General features: G+C 70.9%; 12 protein-coding genes. 7 read left to right on the top strand and 5 right to left on the bottom strand.

Annotated features, from left to right (window positions below):
- Window positions 1-147: 147 nt before the first annotated feature.
- From H293_RS0113435 to H293_RS0113450, 4 genes are all read left to right on the top strand, one after another.
- Window positions 148-1,998: an ABC transporter transmembrane domain-containing protein gene (locus H293_RS0113435; RefSeq protein WP_020118408.1), complete on the top strand. Its 1,851-nt coding sequence runs from the start codon at window positions 148-150 to the stop codon at window positions 1,996-1,998.
- Entirely contained in the window at window positions 1,995-3,776 is a 1,782-nt protein-coding gene (locus H293_RS0113440) for an ABC transporter ATP-binding protein (protein WP_020118409.1), read from the top strand. Before H293_RS0113435 ends, H293_RS0113440 begins: the two co-directional genes overlap by 4 nt.
- A 332-nt stretch (window positions 3,777-4,108) precedes the next feature.
- Window positions 4,109-4,579, top strand: a complete 471-nt coding sequence (locus H293_RS0113445; RefSeq protein ID WP_020118410.1) for a DUF5709 domain-containing protein — start codon at window positions 4,109-4,111, stop codon at window positions 4,577-4,579.
- Between the two features lie 105 nt (window positions 4,580-4,684).
- Window positions 4,685-4,945: a type B 50S ribosomal protein L31 gene (locus tag H293_RS0113450; RefSeq protein WP_020118411.1), complete on the top strand. Its 261-nt coding sequence runs from the start codon at window positions 4,685-4,687 to the stop codon at window positions 4,943-4,945.
- A gap of 23 nt (window positions 4,946-4,968) precedes the next feature.
- On the opposite strand, the gene H293_RS0113455 is transcribed toward H293_RS0113450, so the two are convergent.
- Window positions 4,969-5,763 (bottom strand): metal-dependent hydrolase, encoded by a 795-nt coding sequence (locus H293_RS0113455; RefSeq protein ID WP_028807821.1) that lies wholly within the window; start codon window positions 5,761-5,763, stop codon window positions 4,969-4,971.
- Between the two features lie 145 nt (window positions 5,764-5,908).
- Between H293_RS0113455 and H293_RS0113460 the strand changes: the two genes are divergently transcribed.
- Together H293_RS0113460 and H293_RS0113465 are read left to right on the top strand one after the other, a co-directional pair.
- Window positions 5,909-8,422, top strand: a complete 2,514-nt coding sequence (locus H293_RS0113460; RefSeq protein WP_020118413.1) for a DEAD/DEAH box helicase — start codon at window positions 5,909-5,911, stop codon at window positions 8,420-8,422.
- A gap of 91 nt (window positions 8,423-8,513) precedes the next feature.
- Entirely contained in the window at window positions 8,514-9,380 is an 867-nt protein-coding gene (locus H293_RS0113465) for an acyl-CoA thioesterase (RefSeq protein ID WP_020118414.1), read from the top strand.
- A gap of 1 nt (window position 9,381) precedes the next feature.
- On the opposite strand, the gene H293_RS0113470 is transcribed toward H293_RS0113465, so the two are convergent.
- Together H293_RS0113470 and H293_RS0113475 are read right to left on the bottom strand one after the other, a co-directional pair.
- Window positions 9,382-10,263 (bottom strand): DUF6397 family protein, encoded by an 882-nt coding sequence (locus H293_RS0113470; RefSeq protein ID WP_020118415.1) that lies wholly within the window; start codon window positions 10,261-10,263, stop codon window positions 9,382-9,384.
- A gap of 123 nt (window positions 10,264-10,386) precedes the next feature.
- A complete protein-coding gene (locus tag H293_RS0113475) occupies window positions 10,387-10,800 on the bottom strand; it encodes a roadblock/LC7 domain-containing protein (RefSeq protein WP_020118416.1) in 414 nt (137 codons plus the stop codon).
- Window positions 10,801-10,893: 93 nt separating this feature from the next.
- Here H293_RS0113475 and H293_RS0113480 point away from each other — a divergent pair, with 93 nt between their 5' ends.
- Complete coding sequence (locus H293_RS0113480; RefSeq protein WP_020118417.1) at window positions 10,894-11,322, top strand: PPOX class F420-dependent oxidoreductase; 429 nt, start codon at window positions 10,894-10,896, stop codon at window positions 11,320-11,322.
- Window positions 11,323-11,352: 30 nt separating this feature from the next.
- Here H293_RS0113480 and H293_RS0113485 read toward each other — a convergent pair whose 3' ends face one another.
- Window positions 11,353-11,958, bottom strand: coding sequence for a GTP-binding protein (locus H293_RS0113485; protein ID WP_020118418.1), 606 nt, complete (start codon window positions 11,956-11,958; stop codon window positions 11,353-11,355).
- A 132-nt stretch (window positions 11,959-12,090) separates the two neighbouring features.
- Window positions 12,091-12,507 carry a DUF742 domain-containing protein gene (locus H293_RS0113490; RefSeq protein ID WP_020118419.1) on the bottom strand — a complete coding sequence of 139 codons (417 nt, stop codon included), beginning with the start codon at window positions 12,505-12,507 and terminating at the stop codon, window positions 12,091-12,093.
- Window positions 12,508-12,526 lie beyond the last annotated feature (19 nt).

Raw genomic sequence — 12,526 nt, forward strand, 5'->3', positions numbered from 1 at the left:
ACGCGGAAAGCGCGGCCGGTCCCGTACCGGGCGGCGGAAAACCGGTTGCCTCCGACCACGCTCTGCCGCGAACCTTTCACGGTTTGCAGCCGCCGTGTGCGGCTCCCTCCCATCCCCCTGACACGAGCCACCGGGACGTCACACGTCATGCAGATCCAAGACCTTCCGTATCCCGACCCGGGAGTGCCCGACGCGCGCTCGGGTCCCCGGTTCCTGTGGTGGCTCTTCAGGAACCAACTGGGCGGACAGCTCAAGTCACTGGCCTGGGGACTGCTGCACTTCCTCTCCGTCTCCGCGCTGCCCTTCTGCGTCGGCGTGGCCATCCAGGCGGTCGTCGACCACTCCGGCCACCGGCTCGCCCTCGCGGGCGGCCTGCTGGCGCTGTGCTGCGCCGCCAGCGCGCTCGGCGACACCTTCCTGCACCGCACCGCCGTCACCAACTGGATCACGGCCGCCGCACGCGTCCAGCAGTTGCTGGCCCACAAGGCCGCGAACCTGGGCTCTGCGCTGACCCGGCGGGTCGCGGCGGGCGAGGTCGTGGCCGTCTCCACCGGCGACGTCGAGAAGATCGGCTGGTTCGTGGAGGCCTGGTCACGGTTCACCGCGGCGGCGGTCACCGTCGTCGTGGTCTGCGCCGGGCTGGTGATCTACCAGCCGGCACTCGGCGGGGTGGTCGCCGTGGGCCTGCCGGTCCTGGCCCTCGCGGCACTGCCGCTGCTGCCCCGCGCGACCCGACGCGCCGACTTCCAGCGCGAGAAGGCCGGCCGCGCCACCGAACTGGCCTCCGACACCGTCGCCGGTCTGCGGGTGCTGCGCGGCATCGGCGGCGAGGAACTCTTCCTCGACCGCTACCGCAGGGCCTCCCAGGAGGTCCGCCACGCGGCCGTGCGCAGCGCCCGGATGTGGTCCCTGATCGCCGCGATCCAGGTACTGCTGCCGGGACTGCTGCTGATCGCGGTCGTCTGGTACGGCGTCCATCTGGCCCGGCAGGGCCGCGTCGAGATCGGCGAACTGGTCGCCGTCTACAGCTCGGTCATGATCATGACTTATCCGCTGCGGCACTTCGAGGAGATCGCCATGGCGTACTCCTTCTCCCGCCCCTCGGCCACCCGGGCCGCCCGGGTGCTGTCCCTGGAGCGGGCCACCTCCGCCGAGGGCTCGCGGGACAGGGCAGGGGACGACCTGCCGGCCGGGGATCTGTACGACCCGGCCACCGGTCTGCTCGCCCCCTCCGGCCGACTCACCGCGGTGGTGTGCGGGGACCCGGACGCGGCGGGCCTGCTGGCCGAACGCCTCGGCGGGCACCCTTCGGAAGAAGGCACGTCGGTGCTGCTGGACGGGGTCCCGCTGGACGAACTGCCGCTCGGCGCGGCGCGCACGGTGGTCCTGGTCCAGGACAAGGACCCGGTCCTGCTCTCCGGAACCCTGCGCGAACTGTTCGACGTGCCCGCCTCCGGAGACGTCGGTGCCGAGGAGGCGCTCGCGGCCGCCCAGTGCGCGGACGTGCTGGCGGCCCTGGTCCAGGGATCCTTGGACGCCGGGGACCCGATGGACGCCCGCATCACCGAACGCGGGCGGTCCCTGTCGGGCGGCCAGCGCCAGCGGCTCGCCCTGGCCCGGTCCCTGTTCACCGACCCGGATGTGCTCGTCCTGGACGAACCGACCTCCGCCGTCGACTCGCACACCGAGGCGCGGATCGCGCAAGGCGTACGGGATCTGCGAGCCGGCCGCACCACCGTGGTGTTCACCTCCTCGCCGTTGCTCCTGGACCACGCCGACCGCGTGGTGCTGGTGCACGAGGGCGAGGTCGCGGCGGTCGGCGTGCACCGCGAACTGGTGCGCAAGGAGCCGCGGTACCGGGCGGTCGTCACCCGCGAGACGGACGAAGAGGCCGCGTCGCACGACGTACTGAACGAGCAGGACGTACACAACGACCGAGACGTACTGAACGACCAAGACGTACTGCACGAACTGGAAGAGATCGAGGAGAGCGCATGATCGGCGTGGCGCCACCGGCGTACGACCCGGCGGCACCGACGACGGCGAACACCCTGCCCGTCGGGGCCACCGCGACCGTACGCGCCTACGTGGCCGAACTGTTCCGTCGGCACCGCCGCGCCTTCGCGCTCCTCGTCGGTGTCAACACGGTCGCGGTGCTGGCCTCCATGGTGGGCCCCTGGCTCCTCGGCGACCTCGTCGAGCGGGTCTCGGACGGGGCCCGGGAACTGCACCTGGAGCTGACGGCCGGGCTGTTCGTGAGCGCACTGGTCGTCCAGGCCGTGTTCGTACGGCAGGTGCGGCTGCGCGGTGCGATGCTCGGCGAGCGCATGCTGGCCGATCTGCGCGAGGACTTCCTCGTACGGTCGGTCGGCCTGCCGCCGGGTGTCCTGGAGCGGGCCGGGACCGGTGACCTGCTGTCCCGGATCACGACGGACATCGACCGGCTCGGCAACGCCATGCGCGAGGCCGTGCCCCAGCTGGCGATCGGCGTGGTGTGGGCCGCCCTGCTCCTCGGCGGGCTCGTGATCACCGCGCCGCCGCTGGCCGCCGCCGTACTGCTCGCCGTACCGGTGCTGGTCGTCGGCTGCCGCTGGTACTTCAAGCGGGCGCCCTCGGCCTACCGCTCGGAGGCCGCGGGGTACGCCGCCGTGGCCGCCGCGCTCGCCGAGACCGTGGACGCCGGACGCACCGTGGAGGCGCACCGGCTGAGCGCGCGTCGCATCGAGCTGTCGGAGCGGCGGATCAAGGAGTGGACGGCCTGGGAGCGGTACACGCTGTGGCTGCGGTCGGTGCTCTTCCCCTGCATCAACGTCAGCCACGTGATGATCCTTTCCTCGGTGCTGATGATCGGCGGGGTGTTCGTCCTCCACGGCTGGATCGGAGTCGGCCAGCTGACGACGGGCGCGCTGATCGCGCAGATGCTGGTCGATCCGGTCGGGCTGATCCTGCGCTGGTACGACGAGCTTCAGGTGGCCCAGGTGTCGCTGGCCCGGCTGGTCGGGGTCCGGGACATCGAGTCGGCCGTCGGAGACGCCGGGCTCGCCCCCGACGGTCGGCACGTGCACGCGGACCAGGTGCGCTTCGGGTACCTGGAAGGCGTGGACGTCCTGCGCGAGGTGTCCCTGAAGGTCGCGCCCGGCACCAGGGTGGCGCTGGTCGGCCCCTCGGGCGCCGGCAAGTCCACCCTGGGCAGGCTGCTGGCCGGCATCTACGCGCCCCGGGACGGCCGGATCACCCTCGGCGGAGCCGAGCTGTCCCGGATGTCCGCCGAACGGGTCCGTGAGCACGTGGCCCTCGTCAACCAGGAGCACCACGTGTTCGTGGGCTCCCTGCGCGACAACCTCCTGCTCGCCCGGACGGACGCCACGGACGCCGAGCTCTGGGCGGCCCTCGGCGCGGTGGACGCGGACGGATGGGCGCGGGCGCTCGACGACGGCCTCGACACCGAGGTCGGCTCGGGCGGCCTGACCGTCACCCCGGCCCAGGCCCAGCAGGTCGCACTGGCCCGGCTGGTGCTGGCCGACCCGCACACGCTGGTCCTGGACGAGGCGACGTCGCTGCTGGATCCCAGGGCGGCCCGTCACCTGGAACGCTCCCTGGCCCGCGTCCTCGACGGCCGCACCGTGGTCGCCATCGCCCACCGCCTGCACACCGCCCACGACGCGGACGTCATCGCCGTCGTCGAGAGCGGCCGCATCAGCGAACTGGGCAGCCACGACGAGCTGGTCGCGGCGGACGGGGCGTATGCGGCGTTGTGGAGGTCTTGGCACGGGTGACGGGGGGCGGGGGCGCCGGGGGCTGGGGATGTTCGGTGCCGGCTCGGGGTGCCGGGTGCCGGCTCGGGCCGCCGGAACTGTTCCCACGCCCCCGGCCTCCGACCTCCGACAACGCACCCCGACCTCCAGCCCCACCCCCGCTCCAGCCGGCGCAGCGACCCCGTGGCGTTGCGCAGTCCCGAAAGGGGGTGGAAGGCTGGACAACAGCACCGGCTCAGGGAGCGCACGCGGGCGGCACGGTTCGTCGGCGGGCGCGGCAGGTGCCCCGTCAGTCCGCGGCCCGCCCCGGGTCGCGAAAGGAACGGGTCCGTCCCCTTCACCTGGAGGTACCCGTGGACAGCTCCGACGGATGGGGAGACGACGTCTACCAGCCCGACGGCTCCGAGATCCAGGACGACGCGGGTCTGCTCGACGCGGAGGACACCCTGGAGGACGACGGAGTCGGCGATCCCCTCGACCGCGGCTGGTCCCCGCCGGACCGGCCGTGGGCGGTGGAGCACAGCGGTGTGACGGCCGCGGAGCGCCGACAGGGCGAGACGCTGGACCAACGGCTCGCGGAGGAGATGCCCGACCTCGCTCCGTCCGAAGGCGACGGCATCGGTGACAGCGACGGTACCGACGGCGAGCTCTTGGACAACGAGGTCGGCGCGATGCGTTCCGGCCGTCTCGTGGCCCCCGACGAAGGGGCTCACGAGGACGAGGAGAGCGCGCTGGTCGCCATGGACGTGGGCGTCGACGGTGCCGCGGCGTCCGCGGAGGAGGCCGCGATGCACATCGTCGACGAGGATTCCCTGCCCGGCTGACCGTCGCGGCCGAGACCGTCGCGGCCTCAACCCGGCCGTCATCACACCGCCCACCGACGCCGACGCACTGCCCGTGCCGTATCCCGCGCCTCCCGAGGAGCAGCCATGCAGCAGGACAAGCACCCCGACTACCACGAGGTCGTCTTCCGCGACCGCTCCGCCGGCTACGCCTTCCTGACCCGGTCCACCGCCACCAGCGACCAGACCATCGAGTGGGACGACGGCGAGACCTACCCGGTGGTGGATGTGGAGATCTCCTCCGAGAGCCACCCCTTCTACACCGGCAAGGCGCGGACGGTGGACTCGGAGGGCCGGGTGGCCGCCTTCGAACGGCGCTACGGAGGCGGGACCGGTCAAGGCAGCTGACGGGGAACGCCGGCGCCCCGGACTCAGATGAAGTTGAGGGCCGCCGCGCAGCCCACGCCCCCGAGCAGCATGAAGGCCGGCATCAGCACCTTCAACTCGACCCAGCTGCCCGCCCGGAAGCGCATGATCTTCGGCGGCCCGATCGGGTACCAGCGCTTGCGGCCCACCGGGATCGGCCACAGGATCGGGCAGCCGGAGACCGTCAGCGCGTCCCCGATGTCGTGCACGAGCGCACCCAGCACGACCGGCAGTCCCAGCCACAGGTACTCCTGGCCCGGCTGCGTGAACAGCCAGTCCGAGCCGTTGCCCGGCTTGTCCAGGACGCCCGCGATGATCCACGCGCTGGTCGCGGCCAGCAGCCAGACCAGGACGTCGGCGCTGGAGCCCCGGGTCGCCCGCCACAGCAGGCCCTCGATGGCCAGCACCATGTGCACGAACAGGATCGCCAGCACCGCCCAGCGGCCACCGGTGATCGCCGCCACCGAGCAGCCCGCACCGATCAGTACGGCCCACAGCCAGGTGTGGGTCAGCGTGCGGTGTCCGCCGGAGCGACGGGGGTCGCCCTGCTTCCTGGTGGCCTTGTAGACGGCGTACGAGAGTTTGTCGACGATCTCGCACAAGCCCCGCGAGACCGGTCCGAAGGCCCGCGAGATCGTGGCGGCCTTGTGGTCGAGGTCGGGTGCGAGCGCGGCGCCCGCACAGATCAGGGCTCCGGCCAGCAGTACGGGCCACGGCATGGTGTGCCCCATGGCGGCGGCCGCCGCTCCTACGCCCAGCCAGGCCGCGGCGCCCGACAGTGAGTGTGCTGGTCCCATCATCGGCGTTGCCCGCCCCATTCCTCGTGTGCCACTGTCCAGTTGACCGGCTGCGCTGACGCTGCGTCGGCGACACAGCGTACTGGTCGTGATCATCGGACTCGCATCCGATTCCCCCATCGGGCATCCGGGCAGGCAAGATGGGTGGGTGACCCTCATCGATCAGCTGCCGCCGACCGCCGACCCCGACGCCCTCTACGAAGCCTTCGAGTCGTGGGCCGAGGAACGCGGTCTCACGCTCTACTCCCATCAGGAGGAGGCGCTGATCGAGGTGGTCTCGGGGGCGAACGTGATCGTGTCGACGCCCACCGGCTCCGGCAAGAGCATGATCGCGGCGGGTGCGCACTTCGCCGCGCTCGCCCGTGACGAGGTCACCTTCTACACCGCGCCCATCAAGGCACTCGTGTCGGAGAAGTTCTTCGAGCTGTGCAAGATGTTCGGCACGGAGAACGTCGGCATGCTGACCGGCGACGCCTCCGTCAACGCCGACGCCCCCGTGATCTGCTGCACCGCCGAGGTGCTGGCGTCGATCGCGCTGCGCGACGGCAAGGGCGCGGACGTCGGCCAGGTCGTCATGGACGAATTCCACTTCTACGCCGAGGCGGACCGCGGCTGGGCCTGGCAGATCCCGATCCTGGAGCTGCCCCAGGCGCAGTTCATCCTGATGTCGGCCACGCTCGGCGATGTCTCGATGTTCGAGAAGGACCTGACCCGGCGCACCGGCCGGCCGACGTCGGTGGTCCGCTCGGCGACCCGTCCCGTCCCGCTCTCCTACGAGTACAAGTTCACCCCGCTCACCGAGACCCTGACGGAACTGCTGGAGACCAGGCAGGCGCCGGTGTACATCGTGCACTTCACGCAGGCGCAGGCCGTGGAGCGGGCGCAGGCGCTGATGAGCATCAACATGTGCACGCGCGAGGAGAAGGACCGGATCGCCGACCTGATCGGCAATTTCCGCTTCACCACGAAGTTCGGCCGCAACCTCTCCCGTTACGTCCGGCACGGTATCGGCGTCCATCACGCCGGCATGCTGCCCAAGTACCGGCGGCTGGTGGAGAAGCTGGCGCAGGCCGGTCTGCTGAAGGTCATCTGCGGCACGGACACCCTGGGCGTCGGCGTCAACGTGCCCATTCGCACGGTGCTGTTCACGGCGCTGACCAAATACGACGGCAGCCGTGTCCGTACTCTGCGCGCCCGTGAGTTCCACCAGATCGCGGGCCGCGCGGGCCGGGCCGGGTACGACACGGCGGGCTTCGTCGTCGCCCAGGCTCCCGAGCACGTCATCGAGAACGAGAAGGCGCTCGCCAAGGCGGGCGACGACCCGAAGAAGCGCCGCAAGGTGGTGCGCAAGAAGGCGCCCGAGGGATTCGTCGGCTGGACCGAGAACACCTTCGAGAAGCTGATCTCCTCCGAGCCGGAGCCGCTGACGTCCCGCTTCCGGGTCACCCACACGATGCTGCTGTCGGTGATCGCCCGCCCCGGTAACGCCTTTGCGGCGATGCGGCACCTCCTGGAGGACAACCACGAGCCGCGCAAGCAGCAGCTGAAGCACATCCGGCGGGCGATCGCCATCTACCGCTCGCTGCTGGACGGCGGCATCGTCGAGAAGCTCGACGAGCCCGACGCCTCCGGCCGCATCGTCCGCCTCACCGTGGACCTCCAGCAGGACTTCGCACTCAACCAGCCGCTGTCCACGTTCGCGCTCGCCGCGTTCGAGCTGCTCGACCCCGAATCGCCGTCCTACGCCCTGGACATGGTGTCCGTCGTGGAGTCGACGCTGGACGACCCCCGGCAGATCCTGGTCGCCCAGCTGAACAAGGCGAAGGGCGAGGCCGTGGCCGCGATGAAGGCGGACGGCGTCGAGTACGAGGAGCGCATGGAGCGCCTCCAGGACATCTCGTACCCGAAGCCCCTGGAGGAGCTGCTCTTCCACGCGTACGACACCTACCGCAAGAGCCACCCCTGGGTCGGCGACCATCCGCTCTCCCCGAAGTCCGTCATCCGTGACATGTACGAACGGGCGCTGACCTTCACGGAGTTGGTCTCCTTCTACGACCTCGCCCGCACTGAGGGCATCGTCCTGCGCTACCTCGCCAGTGCCTACAAGGCGCTCGACCACAACATCCCCGACGACCTGAAGTCCGAGGATCTGCAGGACCTGATCGAGTGGCTCGGCGAGACGGTCCGCCAGGTCGACTCCAGCCTGCTGGACGAGTGGGAGCAGCTCGCCAACCCGGAGGAGATGACGGCCGAGGAGGCCCAGGAGCGGGCCGACGAGGTCAAGCCCGTCACCGCCAACGCGCGCGCCTTCCGTGTCCTGGTCCGCAACGCCCTGTTCCGCCGCGTCGAACTCGCCGCCCTCGACCAGGTCGAGGAGCTCGGCGCGATGGACGGCGAGGCCGGCTGGGACGCCGACGCGTGGGGCGAGGCGATGGACAAGTACTGGGACGAGTACGACGACCTCGGCACCGGCCCCGACGCCCGTGGGCCCAAGCTGCTGCGGATCGAGGAGGAGCCGCAGAACCGGCTGTGGCGCGTCCGGCAGACTTTCGCCGACCCGAACGGCGACCACGACTGGGGCATCAGCGCGGAGATCGACCTCGTCGCCTCCGACGCGGAGGGCCGCGCGGTCGTCCGGGTCACCGATGTCGGCCAGCTGTGAGCCCCAGGCCCGTTGTGAGCCCGAGGCCGGATATGAGTCCCGGGCCGGGTATGAGTCCCAGGCCGGATGTGAGCCAAGGAGAGTCCCACCCATGACCAACCCGGCCGAGAGGCTCGTCGACCTGCTCGACCTGGAGCAGATCGAGGTCAACATCTTCCGTGGCCGAAGCCCGCACGAGTCCCTCCAGCGGGTCTTCGGCGGCCAGGTGGCGGGCCAGGCGCTGGTGGCCGCCGCCCGCACCACGGACGGCGAGCGCCCGGTGCACTCGCTGCACGCGTACTTCCTGCGCCCGGGCCGCCCCGGGGTGCCGATCGTGTACCAGGTCGAGCGGGTGCGGGACGGACGGTCCTTCACGACGCGCCGGGTCACCGCCGTGCAGCAGGGCCGCACGATCTTCAATCTCACCGCCTCCTTTCACAAGCCTGAGGAAGGTCCCTTCGAGCACCAGCTGCCTCCCGCCCGCAAGGTCCCGGACCCGGAGTCCCTGCCGAATGTCGGCGACGAGATCCGGGAGCATCTGGGCCAACTGCCCGAGCAGTTGGAGCGGATGGCGCGCCGCCAGCCCTTCGACATCCGGTATGTGGACCGGCTGCGCTGGAGCGCCGACGAGGTCAAGGACGCCGAGCCGCGCAGCGCGGTGTGGATGCGCGCGGTCGGGCCGCTCGGGGACGACCCGGTCGTGCACACCTGCGCGCTGACCTACGCGAGCGACATGACCCTCCTGGACGCCGTTCGCCTCCCTGTCCAGCCCTTGTGGGGTCCGCGGAGCTTCGACATCGCGTCGTTGGATCACGCCATGTGGTTCCACCGTCCCTTCCGCACGGACGAGTGGTTCCTGTACGACCAGGAGTCGCCGATCGCGACGGGTGGGCGCGGTCTGGCCCGCGGCCGGATCTACGACCGGGAGGGACGTCTGCTGGTGTCCGTCGTCCAGGAGGGCCTGTTCCGGCCGCTGTAGCTCAGGCGCTTCTGCGGCGGAACCAGCCCAGCAGCCCGCGGGACGGTTCCCGGGCTGCCGGCTCCCCCGGTGGCGGGCCGGAGGGTGCCTGCCGGACCGCGGGGCGTGGCGCGGGCCGGAACCGTCGCGCGTCCTGGAGGACACCGGTCAGTTCGGTCCTCAGCCAGGCGATCTCGGCCGGGTCGTCCGCCGTCATGATCTTCTCGATGAGGTGCGCGGCGGGTGAGCCCTGCGCTCCGTGCGCGGGTGGTCCCGGCCGAAAGCGATGGAGGTGGGACCGCTCGTAGGGATCCGGGACGAGCTCCGCGATCTGGACCGGGTCGAGGAAGGCGGCGAGGGCTCCGGCGCTCTCCCACGGGTCCTCGGCCAGACGCAGGAGGAATCCGCGGTGGCGTCCGCGCCAGTTGCGGGCGCGCAGGTCCACGCCCTCGTCCAGCATGTCGCGCAGGTCCTCGGGCATGCGCCGGGCGGTCAGCAGCGGGGTGTTGTCCTCGACCGTCGTGAACTCCTCTAGTTCATCGGCCAGATACAGCCACACGACGGCCCGGTACCGGTTGAGATAAAAGCGCACCGGCGAGAACAGGCCGAGGCGCGCCAGGCGGGTGAACCTGCCGACGGGGATGCCCATGGCCTCCGCCCCCTCGGTGGTGCCCACGAGCCGTACGCGTTGACGCAGTGTGTCGGGAAAACCGCTCGTGGCCCGGAGCCGGTCGACCTCGGAACGCGTGACGCGTCGGCCCCCGCCCCCCTCGTCGGGCACTGTCCGGATCTGGCCCAGGTGAACGGCGAGGTCGAACTCGCTACGCCTGAGGCCCAGTTCGCGCGCCGCGCGGCTGGGCGTGCAGGCATTGCGCTGGAGTTGGGTGACGGTGCTGCTCGTCATGGTCGCTCCCCCGTGGAGTCGCTGCTCACGCTGTGTGCGTTCGCCGTGACAGAAACCGTAGCCGGTGGGGCGCGAGGCGTGGTGAGCCTGTGGATAACTCCAGCGAGCCGGGGAACACGCAGGTCAGAGGTCTGTTGCCGGGCTCCGCTCGGGTCTGCGGGCGTCCACGTCGAGGTGCTCGCCGACCCGGTTGACGAGCAGGGTCATCTCGTAGGCGATCCGGCCGAAGTCGGCGTCGGAGCCGCTGAGCACGCACAGACAGCTGCCGGTACCCGCCGCGGTGACGAACAGCACCGCGTCGTCGAACTCGATCATCGTCTGCCGTACGTTGCCCGCGCCGAAGTGGCGCCCCGAGCCCTTGGCCAGGCTGTTCAGTCCGGACGAGACGGCGGCGAGATGGTCCGCGTCCTCGCGGCGCAGTCCCGTGCTGGCGCCCGTCACCAGCCCGTCGTTGGACAGCACCAGCGCGTGCCGCACATGGTCGACGCGCTCGGTCAGATCGTCCAGCAGCCAGCCGAGCCCCTGCTTCTCCGGCATGTGTCCCGTCTCCCCGTGTGACGTCTCCTCCTGCCCGGAGGATCCCCAGCAAGCCTTCCCCACGACCGTCAACGGGGCAAGGAGAATGGGGACATGGCACAGAAGATGACCGATGAGGAATGGCGGGAGTTCGTCTCGCACGGCACCCGTACCGGCAAGTTGTCGACCGTCCGGGCCGACGGGAGTCCACATGTGGCACCGATCTGGTTCGTGCTCGACGGAGACGACCTGGTGTTCAACACCGGGAAGGCGACCGTGAAGGGGCGCAACCTGGCGCGGGACGGGCGGGTCGCCCTGTGCGTGGACGACGACCGGCCGCCCTTCGACTACGTGGTGCTGCAGGGCCGGGCCCGGATTTCGGAGGACCCTGCCGAGCTCCGGCACTGGGCCGGGCGGATCGGGGCGCGGTACATGGGCGAGGAACGGGCCGAGGAGTTCGGCGCCCGCAACGGCGTGCCTGGAGAACTCCTCGTCCGCGTGAAGATCGACAGGGTACTGGCGGAGAAGGCCGTCGCGGAGTGACGTGCCGGTGAGCCGGCCGCGCCCCCGCGGTCAGCCCACCGAGTCGAGCAGCCGGGCGGTGTGCATCCGCCCGGCGTACTCGACCAGCCGGATCAGCACCTCCTTGCCCGAGTCGCGGTCCCGTGCGTCGCACAGCACCACGGGTGTGCCCTGGTCGAGGTCGAGGGCGCGCGAGACGTCCTCGGCGCCGAAGGCCCGGGCACCGGCGAAGCAGTTGACGGCCACCACGAACGGGATGTGCCGGTGCTCGAAGTAGTCCACGGCCGGGAAGCAGTCCTCGAGGCGCCGGGTGTCCGCGAGGACGACGGCTCCCAGAGCCCCCTGCGACAACTCGTCCCACAGGAACCAGAAGCGGTCCTGGCCCGGGGTCCCGAAGAGGTAGAGCGACAGGCCGGAACGGATGGTGATCCGTCCGAAGTCCATGGCGACCGTGGTGGTGACCTTCTGGTCCACACCGTCGGTGTCGTCCACCGACTGCCCTGCCTCGCTGAGCAGTTCCTCGGTGCGCAGTGGCCTGATCTCGCTGACGGCGCCCACCAGGGTGGTCTTGCCCACGCCGAACCCGCCGGCGACCAGTATCTTCAGCGCGAGGGCGGTCGTCTCGCCGCCCTGTGCGTCGGAGTTCTCGGAGACCATCGATCACTTCTCTCGGGAGGGCCGGCAACGGGCGGCGACGTCGGCGGTACGGGGTCTCGAAGGCAGCATCATGACAACTGGAGCTCCCCTTCGAGGGGTTGGACCACTTATTGCCCGGTTCTGAACGTTCATCTACAGCGCCCGGAGCCCTTCGATCACCTCGCGCAGAATCCGTTCGTCGGGGAGCTGCGCGGGGGGCACCGGACGGCTGACGGTGACGCAGCCGAGTTCCAGGAGGTCCCCAAGGAGCACCCTGACCACGCCCACGGGCAGGTCGGCGCCCGCGGAGAGTTCCGCCACCGACTGCGTCTCCGTGCGGCACAGGTCGATCAGGGCCCGGTGTTCCGGACCGAGCGCCGTGTCGTCGCCGGCCCCGGGCGCGCCGAGGTCGAGGGTGACGAGGGCTATCAGATCGAAACGCACGCCGGTGGGGCCGCCGGGTCTGGTGCGCCCGCCCGTCATCGCGTAGGGGCGGACGAGGGGTCCGGCCTCGCCGTCGTACCACTGGCTGCCCTGGTCGTACGGGACGCCCGCCATGTCCTCGGTCATCTGAGCCGACCGCCCTTCC

Source organism: Streptomyces canus 299MFChir4.1 (assembly GCF_000383615.1).
In the GTDB taxonomy this organism is placed as follows: Bacteria; Actinomycetota; Actinomycetes; order Streptomycetales; family Streptomycetaceae; genus Streptomyces; species Streptomyces canus_C.